General features: G+C 60.9%; 11 protein-coding genes. 5 read left to right on the forward strand and 6 right to left on the reverse strand.

Features of this window, described 5'->3' with window-relative positions; genetic code table 11:
* Window positions 1-111: 111 nt before the first annotated feature.
* Genes ACKLNA_RS16755 through cbiE form a run of 3 tightly spaced genes read right to left on the reverse strand, consistent with a single transcriptional unit; the run spans window position 112 to window position 3,138 of the window.
* A complete protein-coding gene (locus ACKLNA_RS16755) occupies window positions 112-840 on the reverse strand; it encodes a cobalt-precorrin-6A reductase (protein WP_408986488.1) in 729 nt (242 codons plus the stop codon).
* Window positions 837-1,934, reverse strand: coding sequence for a cobalt-precorrin-5B (C(1))-methyltransferase (locus ACKLNA_RS16760; protein WP_408986489.1), 1,098 nt, complete (start codon window positions 1,932-1,934; stop codon window positions 837-839). Before ACKLNA_RS16760 ends, ACKLNA_RS16755 begins: the two co-directional genes overlap by 4 nt.
* Window positions 1,927-3,138: a precorrin-6y C5,15-methyltransferase (decarboxylating) subunit CbiE gene (gene cbiE, locus ACKLNA_RS16765; protein WP_408986490.1), complete on the reverse strand. Its 1,212-nt coding sequence runs from the start codon at window positions 3,136-3,138 to the stop codon at window positions 1,927-1,929. Before cbiE ends, ACKLNA_RS16760 begins: the two co-directional genes overlap by 8 nt.
* 144 nt (window positions 3,139-3,282) lie before the next feature.
* On the opposite strand from cbiE, the gene cobG reads away from it, so the two are divergent.
* From cobG to ACKLNA_RS16790, 5 genes are all read left to right on the forward strand, one after another.
* A complete protein-coding gene (cobG, locus tag ACKLNA_RS16770; protein ID WP_408986491.1) occupies window positions 3,283-4,581 on the forward strand; it encodes a precorrin-3B synthase in 1,299 nt (432 codons plus the stop codon).
* Window positions 4,574-5,200, forward strand: coding sequence for a precorrin-8X methylmutase (locus ACKLNA_RS16775; protein WP_085609238.1), 627 nt, complete (start codon window positions 4,574-4,576; stop codon window positions 5,198-5,200). Before cobG ends, ACKLNA_RS16775 begins: the two co-directional genes overlap by 8 nt.
* On the forward strand, window positions 5,197-5,931 hold the full coding sequence (locus ACKLNA_RS16780; RefSeq protein ID WP_408986492.1) for a precorrin-2 C(20)-methyltransferase: 735 nt from the start codon (window positions 5,197-5,199) through the stop codon (window positions 5,929-5,931). Before ACKLNA_RS16775 ends, ACKLNA_RS16780 begins: the two co-directional genes overlap by 4 nt.
* Entirely contained in the window at window positions 5,931-7,634 is a 1,704-nt protein-coding gene (gene cobJ / locus ACKLNA_RS16785; protein ID WP_408986493.1) for a precorrin-3B C(17)-methyltransferase, read from the forward strand. The genes ACKLNA_RS16780 and cobJ overlap by 1 nt, the downstream gene beginning before the upstream one ends.
* Window positions 7,635-7,933: 299 nt before the next feature.
* Window positions 7,934-15,082 carry a TcdA/TcdB pore-forming domain-containing protein gene (locus ACKLNA_RS16790; protein ID WP_408986494.1) on the forward strand — a complete coding sequence of 2,383 codons (7,149 nt, stop codon included), beginning with the start codon at window positions 7,934-7,936 and terminating at the stop codon, window positions 15,080-15,082.
* A 148-nt stretch (window positions 15,083-15,230) separates the two neighbouring features.
* Here ACKLNA_RS16790 and ACKLNA_RS16795 read toward each other — a convergent pair whose 3' ends face one another.
* The 3 genes from ACKLNA_RS16795 to purD all read right to left on the reverse strand — a co-directional run bounded on the left by ACKLNA_RS16795 (window position 15,231) and on the right by purD (window position 20,097).
* Window positions 15,231-15,827, reverse strand: a complete 597-nt coding sequence (locus ACKLNA_RS16795; RefSeq protein ID WP_085732729.1) for a MarC family protein — start codon at window positions 15,825-15,827, stop codon at window positions 15,231-15,233.
* A 97-nt stretch (window positions 15,828-15,924) separates the two neighbouring features.
* Window positions 15,925-18,702 (reverse strand): response regulator, encoded by a 2,778-nt coding sequence (locus ACKLNA_RS16800; protein WP_408986495.1) that lies wholly within the window; start codon window positions 18,700-18,702, stop codon window positions 15,925-15,927.
* Window positions 18,703-18,804: 102 nt separating this feature from the next.
* Entirely contained in the window at window positions 18,805-20,097 is a 1,293-nt protein-coding gene (purD, locus tag ACKLNA_RS16805; RefSeq protein ID WP_408986496.1) for a phosphoribosylamine--glycine ligase, read from the reverse strand.
* Window positions 20,098-20,225: the final 128 nt, after the last annotated feature.

Here is a 20,225-nt window from a genome sequence, read left to right on the forward strand (position 1 = left end):
AAGCGTCGTGCGGTTTGGTGTCGCAGCGCACTTTCAAGAGAGTGTAGCGGCTCGAATTTGCATTGCATGGGACTTGCGTCAACAACTGAAGCTATCGCGAGAGGAAAAAACTTAGCCCCGATCACGTTTTTCAAGAGCCGAGATGACGTCAGCAACCGTCCAAAACTCCCGATCAACCCCCGCCAACACCGGCCGCCTCAACACCATCACCGGCACCCCAAGCTCCCGCGCCACTTCCAGCTTCGGCTCGGTCGCGGTGCTGCCGCTGTTCTTGCTGATCAGCACGTCGAACTGCCGGCGTTCGAACAGGGCCCGTTCATCTTCCAGCAGAAACGGTCCACGGGCGCCGATGACTTCGCAGCGTTCGTTGCCGGGGTAGACGTCGAGGGCGCGCAGGGTCCAGAACTGGTGCGCGGGGATTTCATCGAGGTGTTGCAGCGGTTCGCGGCCGAGGGTGAACAGGGGGCGGCGGAAGGGTTCGAGAGCGGTGATCAGTTCCGCCCAGTCGGCGACTTCGCGCCAGTCATCGCCCGGTTGCGGTTGCCACGCCGGGCGGCGCAGGGCCCAGCAGGGGATGCCGGTGAGTTGCGCGGCGGTGGCGGCGTTGTGGCTGATTTGTGCGGCGTAGGGGTGAGTGGCGTCGAGCAGCAGTGTGATGCCTTCATCGCGAATGAACTGCGCCAGCCCCTCGGCACCGCCGTAGCCGCCGACGCGCACCTGACAGTTGAGATCGGTCGGCACACGGCCGACGCCAGCAAGGCTGTAAATGTGTTCCGGCCCCAAAGTGCGCGCGATGGCCAACGCTTCAGTCACGCCGCCCAGCAACAGAATCCGTTTCATGCAAAAGCCCCCGCATGGCCGACGATGCCGCCCTGACGATCAATCGCAAACACCTCGACCTGCACCTGCGCCGGCACCACGCTGCGGGCGAATTCCAGTGCATGGCGGCAAACTTCATCGCCCAGGGCAACGCCCGCCGCACTGGCCATCGCCAGTGCCTGCTGACTGGTGTTCGCCCCGCGAATGGCTTGCTGCAAGGCGTCATCGGCGCCAATCGCCGCCGCCCAGTCGGCCAGTTGCGGCAGGTCGATGCTCGAATGGCGCGAGTGCAAATCCATGTGCCCGGCCGCCAGTTTGCTGATCTTGCCGAAGCCGCCGCACAGGCTGAGTTTATCCACAGGCACCTTGCGCAGGTGCTTGAGCACGGCGCCGACGAAGTCGCCCATTTCGATCAGGGCGATTTCCGGCAAGTCGTAGACCCGACGCATGGTGTCTTCGCTGGCATTGCCGGTGCAGGCGGCGATGTGCAGGTAGCCGTTGGTTTTCGCCACGTCGATGCCCTGATGGATCGAGGCGATATACGCCGCGCAGGAAAACGGCCGGACGATGCCGCTGGTGCCGAGGATCGACAAGCCGCCGAGAATGCCCAGGCGCGGGTTCATGGTTTTCAGCGCCAGGGCTTCGCCGCCCTCGACGTTGACCGTTACCTCGAAGCCGCCGCGATAGCCGGATTCTTCGGCGAGCAGCGTCAAGTGATCGCTGATCATCTTGCGCGGCACCGGGTTGATCGCCGGTTCGCCGACGCCCAGCACCAGCCCCGGCCGAGTGACGGTGCCGACGCCTTTGCCGGCGATGAAGCGGATGCCCGGCTCGGCAATCAGTTGCACCCGCGAATAGAGCAGGGCGCCGTGAGTCACGTCCGGGTCGTCGCCGGCGTCCTTGAGGGTTCCGGCTTCGGCGCCGTTCTCGGTCAGCCGACAGAACTCAAGACGCATCTGCACCTGCTTGCCCTTGGGCAACACAATTTGCACGGCATCAGCCACTACTCCGCCGAGCAGCAGGCGGGCGGCGGCGAGGCTGGTGGCCGTAGCGCAACTGCCAGTGGTCAGGCCGCTGCGCAGGGGCGCGGGTTGTTCGGCGGTTTCGTCACGCATCGAGGGGTTTGACCAGATCGAGCAGGGTGATCGGCAAGGCCTGGCGCCAGGTGTCGAACTCGCCCAGCGGCTGCGCCTGGGCGATGTGGATGCGGGTCAGTTCGCCGCCGTGGCGTTCGCGCCAGCTCATCAAGGTCATTTCGCTTTGCAGGGTCACCGCGTTGGCCACCAGTCGGCCACCGGGTTTGAGCTGTTCCCAGCAGGTTTCCAGCACACCTTCGCGGGTCACTCCGCCGCCGATGAAAATCGCATCCGGACGTTCCAGCCCGGCGAGGGCCTGGGGTGCGCTGCCGCGAATCAGTTGCAGGCCGGGAACACCCAAGGCGTCACGGTTGTGTTCGATCAGTTGCTGGCGACCATCGTCGGCCTCGATGGCCAAGGCGCGGCAACTCGGGTGAGCGCGCATCCATTCGATGCCGATCGAACCGCTGCCGGCGCCGACGTCCCACAGTAGCTCGCCGGGTGTCGGGGCGAGGCGGGCGAGGGTGATGGCGCGCACGTCGCGTTTGGTCAGTTGCCCGTCATGTTTGAAGGCCGAGTCCGGCAGGCCGGCCAGGCGCGACAGGCGCGGTGTCTGCGGATCGGCGAGGCACTCGATGGCGATCACGTTGAGATCGGCAATGTCTGGGTCGTTCCAGTCGTTGGCGGTGCCGTCGATTTGGCGTTCGGCGCTGCCGCCCAGATGCTCCAGAACGCTCAGGCGACTGGGGCCAAACCCTCGCTCGCGCAGCAATGCTGCAACGGCTGCCGGGCTTTGACCGTCATTGCTCAGCAGCAACAGGCGCACGCCGCTAAACAGTTGTGCGTTGAGGGCCGCAAGCGGGCGAGCCACCAGCGACAACACGCTGACGTCCTGCAGCGGCCAGCCCAGTCGGGCGGCCGCCAGTGAGCAAGAGGATGACGATGGCAAAACCAGCATCTCGGCCCCTGGCACCTGCCGCGCCAGGCTTGCGCCAACGCCGTAGAACATCGGGTCACCACTGGCCAGCACACACACCGCTTCGCCGCGACGCTCGAGCACCGGGGCCAGGGAAAACGGGCTCGGCCACAACTGGCGCTCGCCACGGATGCACACCGGCAACAGGTCGAGCTGACGCTGACCGCCGATGATCCGCGAAGCGCCCATCAGGGCGCGCCGGGCATTCTTGCCCAGGCCCTTGAAGCCGTCTTCACCGATTCCTACTACTGTCAGCCAGGGTGACATCTGTAGCCCCTCAAAAAAGTGTCCGCAAACGCGTCGTTCCGACGGGCAGACTTTTCATGCCGTCGGACAAAGCAGGCATAATACCGCGCCTTCGTCCGCGAAGCGCCTTTCCCACTGAGCTGCCAGCCCTTGAACGAACGCCCGATGTCCAACGCCATACGCCCCTCGGCCTGTCCGGGGTTGCTGCGTATCGTCCAGGCGCTGGATGGCGGGATCTGCCGGATCAAGCTCGATGGCGGTTCGATCACGGCCGATCAGGCCGATGCGGTGGCCCATGCCGCCGAGCGGTTTGCCGGCGGGGCGATCGAGGCGACCAACCGGGGCAATCTGCAGATTCGCGGCATCGGCGACCAGTCCGCTGCATTGATCGACAGCCTGCTGGCCGCCGGTCTCGGGCCGCGAACCGCTGCGGGCGACGACGTGCGCAACCTGATGCTCAGCCCGGCTGCCGGCATCGACCGACAGATGCGCTTCGATACCCGTCCATTGGCCGGGCAGATCCTCGAGACCCTGCAAAGCCATCCGCGCTTCCATGAGCTGAGCGCCAAGTTCGCCGTGCAACTGGATGGCGGTGAAGCACTGGCGATGCTCGAGCATCCCCATGATCTGTGGTTGTCGGCATTCAAAAGCGGTGAAAACACGTTGTTGGCGTTCGGCCTGGCGGGTTGCCCGACGGATCGACCGTTGGCTGCCGTGGCGCTTGTGGACGGACATGCGCTGGTGGTCGCGGCGCTGGAATTGTTCCTCGATCTGGCCCGACCGGAGCAGACGCGAATGCGCCATCTGCTGGATGAATGCCCTGCACCGATGTTCCTGGAAAAACTCGGTCAGCGGATCAGCCTGAAAGCCGCCGCTGGTTGGCAGCGCGAAGCCGGACCTGAAGGTTTGCACCTCGGCATTCACCCTCTGCAATCGTCCGGTCAGTTCTATGTCGGTGCCGCACCGGCGCTCGGCCGCCTCGGTCCGGATATGCTGCGTGGCGCCGCACAACTGGCCAGAAGCTTCGGCGACGGCAGTCTGCGCTTCACCCCATGGCAGAGTCTGTTGTTGCCCAATGTGCGGGAAACCGATGCGGTTCAAGTGCTCGACGAATTGAGCAAGCTGAACCTGCTGACCCATGTCGAAGATCCTTTAGCGCACCTGATCGCCTGCACCGGCTCCAACGGTTGCGGCAAAGGCCTGGCCGACACCAAACACGATGCCCGCCTTCTGGCTACTCTGTTGCCACACGCCGTGGATGTGCACCTGTCCGGTTGCCCGCGTTCCTGCGCCGCCGCGCACCGGGCTGCGGTGACTTTGCTGGCGGTCGCTCCCGGTCACTACGATCTCTATTTTCGCGATGCAGCGATGCCCGGTTTCGGCGCGCTGCACGCTCACAACCTTACTATCGAAGCGGCCGCGACCCTGCTCGCCGCCCGCTCACGGAGCCCCCTTGATGCTTGATTACATCCGCGACGGTCAGGAGATCTATCGCAACTCCTTCGCGATCATTCGCAGCGAGGCCAATCTCGCGCGCATCCCGGCCGACCTGGAAAAACTCGCGGTGCGGGTGATCCACGCCTGCGGCATGGTCGAGGCCATCGACGGGCTGCAATTCTCCGAAGGCGCGGGCAAGGCCGGGCGCGATGCGCTGGCCGCCGGTGCGCCGATCCTGTGCGATGCGCGGATGGTCTCCGAAGGCGTGACCCGTGCGCGCCTGCCGGCCAACAACGAAGTGATCTGCACCCTGCGCGACGACAGCGTGCCGGAGCTGGCGCGCGAGCTGGGTAATACTCGCTCCGCTGCCGCTCTGGAACTGTGGCGTCCGCATCTGGAAGGCAGCGTGGTGGTGATCGGCAATGCACCGACCGCGCTGTTCTATCTGCTGGAAATGCTCGACGCCGGCGCCCCGAAACCGGCGCTGATCCTCGGCTTCCCGGTGGGCTTCGTCGGTGCGGCTGAATCCAAGGCCGAGCTGGCCGCCAACAGCCGTGGCGTGCCGTTCGTGATCATGCAGGGTCGCCTCGGCGGCAGTGCCATGGCCGCCGCTGCGGTCAATGCCCTCGCCACGGAGATCGAATGATGCAGGCCAAAGGACGTTTGATTGGTTTGGGCGTAGGCCCCGGTGATCCGGAACTGATTACCGTCAAGGCCCTGCGCCTGCTGCGCGAATCGCCGGTGGTGGCGTACTACGTGGCCAAGGGCAAGAAGGGCAATGCGTTCGGCATCATCGAAGCGCACCTGCAGGACGCGCAGAACCTGCTGCCGCTGGTGTACCCGGTGACCACCGAAGTGCTGCCGGCGCCGCTGTCTTACGAGCAAGTGATCAGCGATTTCTACGATGACGCGGCAGAGGAAGTAGCCGCGCATCTGGATGCCGGTCGCGACGTGGCGGTGATCTGCGAGGGTGACCCGTTCTTCTACGGCTCCTACATGTATCTGCACGACCGCCTCGCCAGCCGTTACGAAGCCGAAGTGGTGCCGGGTGTCTGCTCGATGCTTGGCGGCGCATCGGTACTGGGTGCGCCGCTGGTGTATCGCAATCAGAGCCTGTCGGTGCTGTCCGGCGTGCTGCCTCATGACGAGCTCAAGCGCCGTCTGGCCGATGCCGATGCGGCGGTGATCATGAAGCTGGGGCGCAACTTCCCGAAAGTGCGCGACGTGTTGGCAGAGCTTGGCTTGGCCGAGCGTGCGCTGTATGTCGAGCGCGCAACCATGGCCAACCAGAAGATCGTGCCGCTGGATGAGGTCGAGCCGATGTCGTCGCCGTACTTCTCGCTGATCATTGTTCCCGGCGAACGGTGGCAAGGCTGATGACCCATTCCACACCGGCCATCGTCATTCTCGGTCAGGGCGCGCTGGCCACGGCCCGTCGTCTTCAGCAGGTCTATCCGGCTGCGCAGATTCATGGCCTCTCCGGGCGTGTCGAAGGGGCTGACCTGATTTACAGCGAGTTCGGCGCAACCCTGCGCGAGCTGTATCAGCAGGACACACCGATCATTGCCCTGTGCGCGGCCGGCATTGTCATCCGCACACTGGCGCCGTTGTTGCTGGAGAAAGGCGTCGAGCCCCCGGTGCTCGCCGTAGCTGAAGACGGCAGCGCCGTAGTGCCGCTGCTCGGCGGTCTTGGCGGAGTGAATGTCATGGCCCGCGAGATCGCGGCTGCGCTTGAGGTGGCGGCGGCGATCACCACCAGCGGCGAACTGCGTTTCGGCACCTGCCTGCTCAACCCGCCCGGCGGTTATGCCCTCGGCGATCTGGAGCAGGGCAAACGCTTTGTCTCTGATCTGCTCGCCGGTCACAGCGTGCGCATCGACGGCGCCGCGCCGTGGCTTGAGCAGGCGCAACTGCCGGAAGATCCACAGGCGCAGCGCTCGATTCATGTCGGCAGCGATGCCCGCGTGGCGAGCGTCAGTGAGTTGCTGATTTATCCGCGCAGCGTGGCGGTTGTGGTCGGTTCAGGAGTGACTGACCTGCCGGGCTCCATTCGCGGTGCGTTGCAGCAGGCCGGTGTGGCGATTCAATCGCTGGCCTGTCTGGTGGCGGCTGACGTGCAGATGGCCAGTCCGGCATTGCGTGAAGCGGCGCTTGAGCTGGGAGTGCCGTTGCGCTTTGTCGCGCCGGCGAGTGACATCGGTGAGTTGGCTCGCGATGCAGTCCCTGATGCTCGAATCATCACAACATCCCACGACCTCGCCATCGCCGTGGCCGAACAACCGTTGGACGTTTCGCAGGTCGGCCGTCCACGCGGACGTCTGGCCGTCATCGGTCTCGGCCCTGGTGCGGCAGAGCTGATGGTGCCGGCGGTAAAAGCCGAACTGGCTCGAGCCACCGATGTGCTCGGCTACGAAACCTATGTGCGCATGGCCGGCCCGTTCCGTGACGATCAAGTGCAGCACTGCACTGACAATCGCGAAGAAATGCAGCGCGCCCGCCACGCTTTCAGGCTGGCCGCTGAGGGCCGTTCGGTGATTGTGGTTTCGTCCGGCGATCCCGGCGTGTTCGCCATGGCGGCGGCGGTGCTCGAAGCGTTGCACGAGTCGACGGATCCGGCGTGGCACAGCGTCGATCTGGAAATCCTGCCGGGTGTCTCCGCCTCGCTGGCCACCGCCGCTCAGGCCGGTGCGCCGCTGGGCCATGACTTCTGCGTCATGTCTCTGTCGGACAACCTCAAGCCGTGGTCGATCATCGAAAAACGTCTGGATCTCGCTGCCGAGGCCGATCTGGCATTGGCGTTCTACAACCCGATTTCCCGCGCCCGTCCATGGCAACTGGGACGCGCGCTGGAAATCGTCGCGCAGCACCGCGCGCCGCAAACCCCGGTGGTGCTCGGACGTGACATCGGCAGGCCGGGCCAGACCCTGCGTACCACGACACTGGGGGCGTTGACTCCGGATCAGGTCGACATGCGCACCATGGTGCTGATCGGTTCGTCCACTACTTGCACATTCGCCCGTGCCAATGGAGAAAGTTGGGTTTATACGCCACGTTGGTACGGGGAAAAACCAGTGTCCTGATTGCGCTATGGAGCACTGAGGGAAGTTGTAAGTAACTTCAAGTCAGCGTGACATTCTGTCTTGAGTATCTGGTTTAAATGTCGGGAGTCAAAACAAAGCCGTGACCTCTTTCAGAGGCACGGCTTTGTTCGTTTTCAGATTGCTTGTTTAACAGACTCGAGTGTTACCGGGCTTTTAATTTTTCGGGAAATTTATTGTTCGATGTTTCGGCTGACATCGGTTGATTTTTTATAGATTTGAGCGCGTTGTTTTTGCCCGATAGCTTTAACCGACTTTTGATTGTTAAAGGAAGGGTTGTGATGGGGACTATTGGAAGGCATGTAGATGGGCGCGCGTTCATTGCGGCGGAAGATTATTTAACGCTTCAACGGGCATTGAGCGAACTTTCCGGCTCTGCCGAATATGCAGCGTGGGGCGCCTATTTTGATGCGGTTAACAATGCAAGGGATACAACGCAAAAACTGCTATCGGCAAAGCTCTTCCGGGAAACACTTGATTCATTGTTGAGTCGCAAGTCAACACCAGTGCCCATGGATGTCAATCGTATTCAAATGGGATTGAATCGGTATGTTGAGAGACTGTCGGCTACTGTGGATATTCTCAACGGTGTCGGCAGTCCTGTGCCGAGAGTCATGCACTTCGTTTGGGTCGGTGGTAGTGAGGTCGGTAACAATCAGCGTGATTACATGAACATTTGGCGCGAGGTTCTGAAATCCCGGGATTACAGATTCAATCTTTGGTACGACAGTGATGCATTGCTGTCTTTTGAAATGAATCGGGTGATTCTGGAGAGCGCGCGAGCGAGTGCGATGGAGTCGGGAGGCGACAAACTCACCAATCCTGGCCAGTTGTCGAAAATGATTGAAGACCGCGCGCGGGGGCTGAAGTGGCAGATGTTCGACTATATCAACCAGCCGCAATGGGCCGGCAGGGCGGACGATGCGCGTATCGATCTGATGAGTCGCGCCTATGGCAAGGATCGTTCGGCGCTTGAAGTGTTTCGCCAGCGGTGCCTGGAGACGCATCTGGCCATGGTAGGGCCGGACTTGCAGTTACGTGATGTTCGCCAGGAGTTCGCCGGGCATTTTTTACAGGACGTCTATCAACGCGAAATCGCCATGCGTGGAAACTTCGCGGCAGCGAGCGACATCGTGCGGTTGCAGGCCGATCATCAGGAGGGTGGACGTTACAGCGATATGGATTACTTGCCACCGCTGGCCGACCATTTGGGCGGTGTGGATATCAGTCGCTTTAACGGTGACCAGCGACTCGCGGTCCTGAAACTTTTACTGGATCACAACGAAGCGTTGATGCCGGGGCGAGATCCATCCCGCTACCTGGAGATAAGGGGTGAAATTCCCTCTTCCAACATTGAGGCGTTAACCCGGCTTGCACTTAAAAAACCGGGTGTTCATGAGATCTTCGTTGCACCGCCGGAACCATCGGTGCCGCAGGATGCCATCCGCCTGGGGACCGCCCATGGAAGTGCTCTCGCGGGGGAAATGAATGCGCATTTCATTGCCCATCCCGGCAGTGCCATGATCATGGCCATCATGCAGATGATCCGTGCTAATTATGATTGTGTGCTGGAAGTTGAGCGTCGCTCAATTGCCGCAGGTATCGATGTTTTGGATGAGGGGCAGCTGTTGCCCATCATTCAGGATGTGGTTAATGAAATGCAGGAGCACAGTAAGTTTCCTGATTCAAAGATCCATTATTCGTCATTGAAGCTGATCGATGCCATCCGTACCTATTATCAGGACGGTATACGAATCAATGCACGAGGCACGATCGCGCTGACTGGGCCGGGCGCGGCTGCCGCAGGACTGACCCGTTATATTGAGCAACATCTGCTCCCCGATCAGGTCACTGAAGTTCGTCATTGTCTGAAGTTGGGCGAGGGATATAACGTTTATACCGAAGAGGAAATGATTTCTGGCTGGACGGTAAACGGTGACGCAAATGAATGGCTCAAGAAAGAACAGGAAAAGTGGCGCACCGGCAAACTCAAATCACGTTACGTCGGCCAGTTGAACGAACTGCTCAAACCGCAGACCCTGACATTCAAACAAGGTTGGCCGGTGGTCGAAGGCAGGCCGGTTCTGTTGACCTCTGTATTGCAACAGCTGATAGAGAAGTTGGGTGAGCCATTCATTCGCGTGATGAAAGACAAGTTGAGTGGTGAGATTACATTCAGCCAACCGTTCTCCATCGGCTTCGACGTGCGCCAGCAAATCCTTGCGCAGCCTGTCAGCGACTTGCCCGTTTCCCATGGTTCGGAGTCCACCAGCAATCTGAACGAGCTATTCACCCGTGTTGCCCACGGCTCGCTTGCCCTTGAACAGTTGAGCCCATTGCTGCATGTCATGCTGGGAGGCATCTTCGGTGCAACTCTCCTGGATACGGCCGGGGTTTCCAACGTATGGCAAGAGGTGTTGAAGGTTGCCGGTGAAACCATGGAGGGTGGGTTGTTCGCTCGCTACAGCGCTATCGAAAAAGCCCTGCGAGAGCATTCCTCGGCGGAATTCGCCCTGGGCCTCGCGCGAGGCAGTGTCTCGTACACTCACACGGCACGTGAACTCAAGGTCCTCGCACTCAATGACCCGCTGACCATGACCCAGTGGGGGGAACGCATTGGACAAATCAATCGCACCGCGCAACGGGAGTATCACACTCAGGTCGTCAAGCGTGGTGCGCAGATTCGTGAAGCATTTCTTCAGGCTGGTGCCGTTACGACCAAGCAAATGCCGCAGGATTTGCTGATACAGGCATCCGATGACCCCGGTCGTCGATGTTACCCACTGACCCTGTTTATGGCGGCGGCACTGCCCCTTGGCGAGTCTGCCGTACGGGCGCTGATCGGCAGGGTGGCCGTCGCGAGCCAGGCTCCCGAGGACGCTGACTCGCGAGCCTTGTTGCTGGCATTGGATGAGCTGCACGAAGTGCCGCTGAGCGAGGTCGGTAAACCCTTGGGCAGCCACGGACTGGACAGCGTCGTGCAGTTGCTTGAAACAAAAGTTGCGCCTGCGATCATCCTGCTGGATACCGGCAATCACGCATTGCTGGTAGCGAAAATCAAGGTGGGTGACCAGCATGCCTATCGTTTTTATGAGCCGAACTTTGCGATCTTCGAATTTGCGGATGCGTCGACCCTGAAGCAGGGCGTGATGCGTTACCTGACTGCTGAAAACGGGGCAATCGCCAGGCTGTACGGGCTGTCGGTGGGAGAAGGAAGCCATCCACAGTTCAATCTTGTGGAAGTGAATACCGCGGCGATTGCCCACAAGGTTTTGTCGACGAATCTGCGGCTGGACAGTTTTTTGCAGAACGCCCCATTGGCGGATGCGCAGGCCGCTACGGTCTGGGAAAAGCACGCTGTTGAACGGACGCGCGCACTGCACGATTCCTCTCGCATGGGCGCCAGTCTGGCGCATCTGGATGCTCGCTACTGGGCCGGTGAACTTGAACAGGCCACCGCAGCCTTGCGCATCGAGCACAAGGTTGGACGTGGATACTTCCCCTTGCTGGAAACGGTGCAAGAACAGCCCGACGGCAGTAGCCGGGTGACGCTGGTGGACGCGAGTAACCCGCAAATCAAACTGGATGTCACTACTACGGATTCGCGTCTTGGCAACGTCAGAAATCACCTTCAGCGCCAGGTAAAGGTTCTGGTAGGCAACAGTGGCATTACAGGTGAAGCCGATGGCGGCAGCCGCTTGAGTTTCGCCTTTGCCATCCAGGCCCTGATTACCGAAATGCGCCATCGTGAATATCAGGCCGGGGGAGAGCAGTTGCCCGCGTTGACGATTGCCCTCCAGGTGCAGGTTTATCTGAGTTACGCCCAGTTGAGTTATGGGGTGTTCAGCGATTCGCTGCAGATCATCAGACTGGTTCGCCTGGTGGCGGCCAGTGAACAGGCGCTGCGTCAGTCATCGATGGCCGCACGACATTTGAGCCGGGCAGGCAGCGCCATCGGATTTGTATTTTCTGTGGCCACCATTGGCATGGATATCTACGGTCTGGCAACCGCGAGCAATCAGGAGCAGCGTTCTCGGTTGGCCACGCAACTGGTGTTCGATGTCGCTGCGCTGGCGCTGGATATCGTGGCTCTGGCCGCAGGTGGGACTATCGGCGCTGCCGCCGCGATCCTTTCGGTGCCATTGCTCGGTATCGGCATTGGGGTGACGGCCATCGCCAGCAATCTGGGGCAGATCAGCGACAAGGCCAAAGGCGTCGGGGCGCATCTGCGCAAAATCCAGGATGCCTATGGTCCCGGTGTCTATACACGCAAGGACGGTGTGCTGAGCTTCGAGCCCGAAGCTGTCATCACCGAACTGGACTTGCAGGGCAACCGGATCCGGTTCGACAGTCAGCGGTTTTATCCCATGGATCGCGGTGGGCTTGAGCTGCCGCAGTTCAATAACCATCCGAAGCAATTGCATCGGGCGATCAATATTCGCGAAGCCCTCGGGTCCCCGTCGGTGGTCAGTCTGATCCGCACCGCGCCCGGTGATGTCCAGGCCGTTGTGCTGCCATGTACGCCATTGTGTTACTACGGTTATGAGTACCAGATTGGAACGGCTGGTTATGCCTACCTGCCGCAGCCGGGAGAGCTTCAGCGTGAGCCACAGCTGTTCAGTGAAAAGCCTGCATCGAGTTTCATCAACAGTCTTAGTGTATTTGGATCGGTTGTTGAACTGATTCACAGGCCGACGATGGAAACCTGGTACCCGAGCCTGCGCAATAGCGCTGTCACTAAACTGGAGTACGACGAAAACGGCACTCAACGATTCTATTTTTTTGTCAACACGCCATTCCCGCACATTCTCTACAAACTGCACCCGTTCAATAAGCCAACGGAGATTGTCGTGAAGCTGGACAACCGGGTGCGTCAGTTGGTGGTTCCGGCATTGCCGAAGGAATGGCAAGGCTGCATCTCCTACAAGATTCTCACGCCTGCACCGGGTAAGCGCCAGCTATGGCTGACGCCAGGGCTCGTCGCGGTTTCCCTGCACGGTGATGATGCCGTGCAGTGGGGGCTTCATGCCCCGTGGGTCCGTGAAGACAGCTTTCGATTTGCCGAGGGATTTTTAAGTGTCGGCGGGATCCGCATCGAAGGTCACGTGGACTTTATCGAGTTGGCCCATGGCGAGTTGTTCAAGGTTGACCTGCCGCGCAAACGACTGATTCTGGCCTCCGTCACGCTTGAAAATGCAAGTGCACAAGCAGGGGCATCGGGACCGGGTGTTTTGCAAGGCAGCCAGCCGGCGATCACCGCTGTGCTCAGTCGAATTCGTGCGTTGGCAGCAGCGCAACGCGTCGCCGCCTATGTGGCGCTGCACAAGTTTCAACTGCCATTGAGCCCGACTGCACACCCGGTGTTCGTCGCGGCCTGGTACGACGTGGCGCAGGCCCGGCTGTTAAGCGCGCGCAACCTGCCGGAGTCTGTAAATGAAGGCGTCGTGCTGGCGACGGCGAGCGCTGAGCACGCTTGGTTTTACCACCCCGGGCATGCGACGGTCTGGCGCGTCGATACGGTTACGGGCACCGTGAATCATCGCTATCGCCTGATGAACCCGGTGGGTGGCTCTCGGATTGTTGGCTGTCAGCAGACTGCCCACGGCATAAATGTCCAGCAAACGATGCTGGAGGTCGATAACGGGGTAGAGGTTACGTTCGAATACCTTCTGAATCACTGGGCAGTCATCCTCGTCAGCATCAATATCTCGGCAGCCCGGGAGGAGCTCATACCCAAAACATCGGCGGATTATTGGCATTCGTTGATCAAGCGCTTCGATACACCACGAGTCTATGCCGATGCCACGCCTGGCATGGCGCCGAGTCTGTCCTCCTGGGGGGCGACGCAGTTTGTCCAGTTACGCAGTAATGTTCTCGATACGCTGCACGATCTGGCCTGGATGCGTCTGGCAGACCGTATGTATTTCCGGTTGGCCCGGCCCGGTGGCCTTGAGACGGACACGATTCTGCTGGTCTGGAATGATGGCCTGGGCGACCGTCCGTTGTTCTACAGTCAAAAGTCCCGGCTGTTGTACCGTGGCGGTGAATCGCAAGACGCGCAAGACATCGCCACCGATGTCGTCGAGGTCAGCGAATACGGCGCGCTTTACATCGTCACCCGGGAGGACGGTCGGCTGTTCGAGATCGATAAGCAGGGAGTCCTGAAATTCGTGGGTGTCGGGCCGCGGTGGTTCAAGGAAAACACCGATTGGCTGGCAGCATTGCCGGCGCTGGTCAAAGATTATCGAGATGCACCTTTCTCGATCATCGGTCTGGGCAATGCCTCCGGCAAGTATTCGATTGCGGCGTGGTGCATCGATGAACAGGTCGTGTTGATGGAGGTCGGTTCGGGGGCGAATGTGACCTTGCTTGGGCTGACTCCGGACAGAAACGCGGCGTGGTTGCTGGACAGCCGGGGCGGGCAGCTTTATCGCCAACCGACCGTTGGCATCGAGTCGCTGCGCGCCGCGTTTGGCACAGGAACGAAACTGACCTTTTCAGAGCAATTGCCAAGGGCTGAGCGGGTCTGGCCGCAATGGTCGTTTGCTCAAGTGCAGCTCAACGGCCAAGGCCTGATCGGACAAACCCATGACGGCATCAATGTTGAGTTGCAGGATCGCCAGCCTGCTCGAATCGTCAGCATGGAGAATGGCTGGTCATCCATCCGTGGCAAGACAGATAAGCAGTTACAGGCAGGTTTGAGGTGGTTGTTGGCCAGGCATTCCCATGCGCCAGTCTTGCTGGTCGCAAGCCTGGGCGGTCGCCAGAAGTATTACCTGCCCGAGACTGATCATTTGTTTGAGGTATCAGGTCAACACGAGGGCGGGAGGTTAGTGTTTCTGGGCACGCGACAAGGAACGGTGCCGATTCTGTTCGACACGGTTGAAGGGCGGATTTTCAGCATTCAATCCAGTGAAACCGAGCGGACAGGAATAAACGCCAGCCATGGTCACCGTGAAGGCGAAGTACTGTCTCTCGAGTTGAGAGATGGCGTCACTGACGTTGTGGCGTTGCTGCCTGATGGCGTAGCGAAACTGATTTTGGGTTTCGGTTCGCAGACGTCGGGTTATCGGGTGTCGGATGAAGCCTGGCAACGTCTTGACTGCATCGTGATCGATCGGCGACTGGCGACGAATATTCCAATTCCGGGCACCGGGCTGTTGAGTCTTGATCTGACTGACTGTGCACGTCTGCTGATCTCCCGGACCAGCGGGCACCTGGTGTTCACCGATCCGGACAGTGGTCACACTCTGATAGTGCGAGATATCGATTCACAGGAGGGTGAGTTGCAGATGCCAATGGCATTGGCAGTGACGATTGATGGCAAGCAGCACACATTCAGCATCGAGCAATTGCAGAAGGCTTATTCACAGACACTGCGCGATGAACCCACTGCCATGTTGGGTACTGTGATTAAAGAAATGATCTGAGCAATAAATCAAAAGCTGAAAGTCTTCGCACCCAGGGCGGAGACTGAATGTACACCCTTGTTGGCAGAGTGCGAGGGCGAAAGGCTGATGCAAAAAAGCGGCTCATCGTGAGCCGCTTTTCATTCCGGTCTTTGCTACAGGGCAGGCATCATGGCACCAGATAACCTTTCACTCCGGTAAAGATGATCTGCGCCGCCAGCGCGCATACGAACAGGCCCATCAGGCGGCTGACGATCTGCAACCCCTGATCGCCAAGAATCCGCTCGATCCGGTTCGACAGATACAACACCACGCCGACAGTAAAACTGGCGAGCGCGATGCTCATGATCGCGATCAGCTTGTCATCCCAGTGCGGCTGGCTGACGCCCATCACCAGCAGCGCACCGATGGTGCCGGGGCCGACCGTCAGCGGGATGGTCAACGGGACGATGGTCACATCCTGCTGCACATTGTCGGCCTGCACCGCCGACTTGCCCTGGGCCATGCCCAGCGCCGAGATGAACAGCACGCTGCCGGCACCGATGCGGAAGGCATCCACGGTGATGCCGAATACATCGAAGATCACCCGCCCGAACAGGTACAGCAACACGCTCGATACCAGGGTGGCGATCGCTACTTTCCATGCCAGGCGCCGTTGCTCCTTGCGTGAATAACCCCGGGTCAGGCTGATGAAGCAGGACAACACGAAGAACGGGCTGTAGAGCACCAGCATCTTCAGGTAAACGCTGAACAACACATGGAGCATGGTTAAAACTCGCGCGGGCGGAAGTTGAACGGAGTCTATCAGGCGGATCTGGCGTCATCACGGCAAGATCCGTTGGGAAGGTGGCCGCTCGCCGAGATCAGGGCGTTCGTGCCGTCGTGCGATTTTGTTGATCACGCTGGGCCACCCAGTGCTCGATCAGCTCGCGCAGTTGCGACAGCTCCACCGGTTTGGCCATGTGCCCGTCCATGCCGGCCTGGCGCGCACGCTCCTTGTGTTCGGCGAGGATGTGCGCGGTCAGTGCGACGATCGGCGTACGGATGCGCTGATTGCCGACTTCCCAGGCCCGCAGTTGCTGGGTGGCGGAGAAGCCATCGAGGATCGGCATTTCGCAATCCATCAGCACCAGGTCGTAGCGCTGGGCCTTCATGGCCTGCAAGGCTTCTTCGCCATTGCTGGCGGTGTCCGGTTGCAGGTTGAGTTTGCCGAGCATGCCGCGAATCACTTTGGTGGAAATCGTGTTGTCTTCGGCGACCAGAATGCGGAAATCGCTCGGGACCTTGACGGCTGTTGCCGGGCCGCTCGGTTGTGGCTGGAATACGGCCTGGCCGCGGTTGCGCTGGTTCAGTTCGTCGGCCAGCGTGGTCTTGAGCGTGTAGCCGGCCACCGGTTTGGCCAAAATGCGTTTGATCCCCGAATTGCGCGCGATGATCTTGCTCGGCGCATTGCTGATGCCGGTGAGCATGATCAGCAGGATGTCGTGGTTCAGGCTCGGGTCTTCCTTGATTTTGGCGGCCAGTTGCATGCCGGTCATGCCGGGCATGTTCTGGTCCAGCAGGACCACGTCGAAGTAATCACGCAAATGCGCCTTGGTGCGCAACAGGGCCAGCGCTTCCTTGCCTGACGGCACCGCACTGACGTTCAGGCCCCAGGCGCTGCACTGTTGCACCAGCACTTTGCGGCAGGTGTCGTTGTCGTCGACCACCAGTACCCGCGCGCCCTGCAGCGGACTGTCGAGGTCGGAGGTCGGGTGCTCCAGACGGTCGGGATCCAGCGGCAGGGTCAGCCACAGCGTGCTGCCCTGGGTGGCGCCGCTCTTGATGCCGAACTCGCCCTGCATCAGACGAATCAGTTGTCGTGCGATCACCAGCCCGAGATTGCCGCCCAACCGGTTGGCCGACAGGAAGTGCTTGCTGTGCAGCTCGGCGTGCATCAACGCATCGCGTTCTTCCTGGTCCATCGGCTGGCCGCTGTCCTGCACGGCAATGCGCAGGCGCGGTTGGGTGCTGCGCTCATCGAGGGCGACCACCACCAGCACTTCGCCTTCTTCGGTTTTTTTCAGGGCGTTTTCCAGCAGGCTCAGCAGCGTCTGGCGCAAACGTGTCGGGTCGCCGCTGATGACCCGTGGCACTTGCGGCTGGATGAAACTGATCAGCTCGACGTTCTGCTGCTCGGCCTTGGCGCGATAGATGCTCAGGCAGTCGTCGATCAACGCATTGAGGTCGAACTGCACGTCGTCCAGTTCGATCTGCCCGGACTCGAGGCGAGAGATGTCGAGGATCTCGTTGATCAGGGTCAGCAGCTCGTTGCCGGCGCTGTGGATGGTCTGCACGTAGTCGCGCTGCTTGACCGACAGCGGCGTGCCGAGCAGCAGTTCGGTCATGCCCAGCACACCGTTCATCGGGGTGCGGATCTCGTGGCTGATCTTGGCCAGGAATTCGGCCTTGGCATTGATCTCGGCGTTGCTCGCGGCAAGGTCGCGGCTGATGCTGAAACGGCTTTCGGTGATGCTGCGCTGGCGCTCGCCGAGGGCGATGCTCATCAGCAGGCCACTGATGCAGATGAAACCCATCAGGGTCATGATCAGGCCTTGTGGCGCAACCAGGGTCAGCCCCAGCAAGGCCGGGAGGATGATCAGCGTACCGATGTTGAACACCACCATCGCGGCGACGAACAGCCGGGCGGGGCGGTAGCCTTTCTGCCAGTGATAGAACGCCACCAGCAACATGCTCAGCCCGGCCAGCGCCACCAGCGCGTAAGTGATGATGTTCAGCGGCAGGGTGTTGACGAACAACAGCAGCAGGCTGCAGATCACGATGAACAGGATGTCGCCCAGCAGCAGCTTGTTCAGCGGATGAGGGCCGAGCGGGGCGAAGAAACGGTAGGCGAACATCAGGCCGGCGGGCGCGGTCAGCAGCAGGGCCAGGTAGGCGCCGGGGGTCTGGATTGCATGCCAGTTCGGCAACCAGGGGCCGGCCAGGTTGAGCAACAGCAACAGGCTCAGGCTCAGCAGGCCCTCACACACCGCCAGCCACAGGCTGCTGCGCGAACGGGTGTAGGCGTAGCGGATCAGGTTGTGCAGGATCAGCATGGCGAGGCAGCCGAACAGCAAACCGTAGATCAGCGTCTGGTTATGGTTGGCCGCGCCCATCACCGCCGATTGCAGGGTGATGTACGGGCGTAACTGGTGGTCGGAGACCAGTCGCAGATAGACGTCGAGGGACTTGTCGCTTTGCGGCAACGGCAACAGAAAGTCGCTGCTGGGCAACGGCCGTTCGACCTGAGCCTGGGTAGTGCCGGTTTCCCGCTGTTCGATCAGCCGGTCGCCATCGAGCACGTACAGGTTGAGGTGCGACAGGTCGGGGGCGAAGATCCGCAGCACTTGCTCGTGCTTGCCGGGGGCCAGTCTGAAGCGCAGCCATAATGCGCCGTCGGGTTCGGCCGCGGTGAGGCGGTCAAGCTCGATGGGGCTGAATTGATTGGTGTAGCGGGCGGAGCGGATGTCGCTCAGCTGGAGGTTGCCCTGATCGTCGAGCAATACCGACCAGCCACTGCCTTGCGCGGCCTGGGCCGAGAGCATGCAGAGCAAGGTCAACAGTGTGACGGTGAAACCTATGGCAATCCTGAGCCAGCGCACGGCGAAATCCCTTCGTAGGTTGATGCCAGAATATAACGATGCGCAGCGTCGGAACAGTCCGGCAAGGACCAAGGGCCCTTGCCGGAAACACAGCGTAGCTTATTACTGAGATTCGCCGCGTTCACGGGCAATGGCGCGGTAGCCAATGTCGGTGCGGTAGAAGCAGCCTTCCCAGTCGATGGCCTTGGCCAGTTTGTAGGCCTGCTCCTGGGCAGCACCCACGCTGGCGCCCATGGCGGTGGCGCAGAGCACCCGACCACCGGCTGTCACGACGTTGCCGTCCTTGAGCGCGGTGCCGGCGTGGAAGACCTTGCCTTCCAGGCTCGCTGCCGCGTCCAGACCGTTGATCGGCGCGCCCTTGGCGTAGTCGCCCGGGTAACCGCCGGCCGCCAGTACGATACCGACGCTTGGACGTGGATCCCACTGCGCTTCGACTTTATCCAGTGCCTGGGCCAGTGCCGCTTCAACCAGCAGTACGAGGCTCGACTGCAGGCGCAGCATCACCGGTTGGGTTTCCGGATCGCCGAAACGGCAGTTGAACTCGATGACCTTCGGATTGCCGGCCTTGTCGATCATCAGACCGGCGTACAGGAAACCGGTGTAGACGTTGCCTTCCTCGGCCATGCCGCGCACGGTCGGCCAGATCACCTGGTCCATCACGCGCTGGTGCACGTCGGCGGTGACCACCGGGGTAGGGGAGTAGGCACCCATGCCGCCGGTGTTCGGGCCGCTGTCGCCGTCGCCGACGCGTTTGTGGTCCTGGCTGGTGGCCATCGGCAATACGTTCTTGCCGTCGACCATGACGATGAAGCTGGCTTCTTCGCCGTCGAGGAATTCTTCGATCACGACGCGGGAACCGGCGTCGCCAAAGGCGTTGCCTGCGAGCATGTCGCGCACGGCGTCTTCGGCTTCGGCCAGAGTCATGGCGACGATCACGCCTTTACCGGCGGCCAGGCCATCGGCCTTGATCACGATCGGCGCGCCTTTTTCACGCAGATAGGCCAGGGCCGGCTCGATCTCGGTGAAGTTCTGGTAGTCGGCGGTCGGGATCTTGTGACGTGCGAGGAAATCCTTGGTGAAGGCTTTTGAGCCTTCCAGCTGCGCAGCACCGGCGGTCGGACCGAAGCAGTCCAGGCCACGGGAGCGGAACAGATCGACGACGCCGGCAACCAGCGGTACTTCCGGGCCGACGATGGTCAGGGAGACGTTCTTCTCCGCGAAGTCAGCCAGTTGCTCGAGGGCCAGCACGTCGATGGCGACGTTTTCGCACTTGGCTTCAATCGCGGTGCCGGCGTTGCCCGGGGCGACGAAAACCTTCTGCACACGCGGATCCTGAGCCACTTTCCAGGCCAGGGCGTGTTCGCGGCCACCGCTGCCAATGATCAAAACATTCATTTCAAAAACCTCGGATGACGCTAATTCTGTTGAGCGCCGCTGGGGCGCTTTTCTGTGGGAGCGAGCCTGCTCGCGAAAGCGGTTGTGTCAGTCACATCTGAAGTGAATGTGCCGCCGTCTTCGCGGGC

The sequence above is a fragment of the Pseudomonas sp. UV AK001 genome, from assembly GCF_046097675.1.
Classification (GTDB): Bacteria; Pseudomonadota; Gammaproteobacteria; order Pseudomonadales; family Pseudomonadaceae; genus Aquipseudomonas; species Aquipseudomonas kribbensis.

Bases quoted from the DNA above. Each gene is read 5' to 3' on its own strand.
- cobG (WP_408986491.1), top strand. From the start codon at position 3,283: ATGTCCAACGCCATACGCCCCTCGGCCTGTCCGGGGTTGCTGCGTATC.
- ACKLNA_RS16790 (WP_408986494.1), top strand. From the start codon at position 7,934: ATGGGGACTATTGGAAGGCATGTAGATGGGCGCGCGTTCATTGCGGCG.
- ACKLNA_RS16795 (WP_085732729.1), bottom strand. From the start codon at position 15,827: ATGCTCCATGTGTTGTTCAGCGTTTACCTGAAGATGCTGGTGCTCTAC.
- cbiE (WP_408986490.1), bottom strand. From the start codon at position 3,138: ATGTCACCCTGGCTGACAGTAGTAGGAATCGGTGAAGACGGCTTCAAG.
- ACKLNA_RS16775 (WP_085609238.1), top strand. From the start codon at position 4,574: ATGCTTGATTACATCCGCGACGGTCAGGAGATCTATCGCAACTCCTTC.
- cobJ (WP_408986493.1), top strand. From the start codon at position 5,931: ATGACCCATTCCACACCGGCCATCGTCATTCTCGGTCAGGGCGCGCTG.
- ACKLNA_RS16760 (WP_408986489.1), bottom strand. From the start codon at position 1,934: ATGCGTGACGAAACCGCCGAACAACCCGCGCCCCTGCGCAGCGGCCTG.
- ACKLNA_RS16780 (WP_408986492.1), top strand. From the start codon at position 5,197: ATGATGCAGGCCAAAGGACGTTTGATTGGTTTGGGCGTAGGCCCCGGT.
- ACKLNA_RS16755 (WP_408986488.1), bottom strand. From the start codon at position 840: ATGAAACGGATTCTGTTGCTGGGCGGCGTGACTGAAGCGTTGGCCATC.
- purD (WP_408986496.1), bottom strand. From the start codon at position 20,097: ATGAATGTTTTGATCATTGGCAGCGGTGGCCGCGAACACGCCCTGGCC.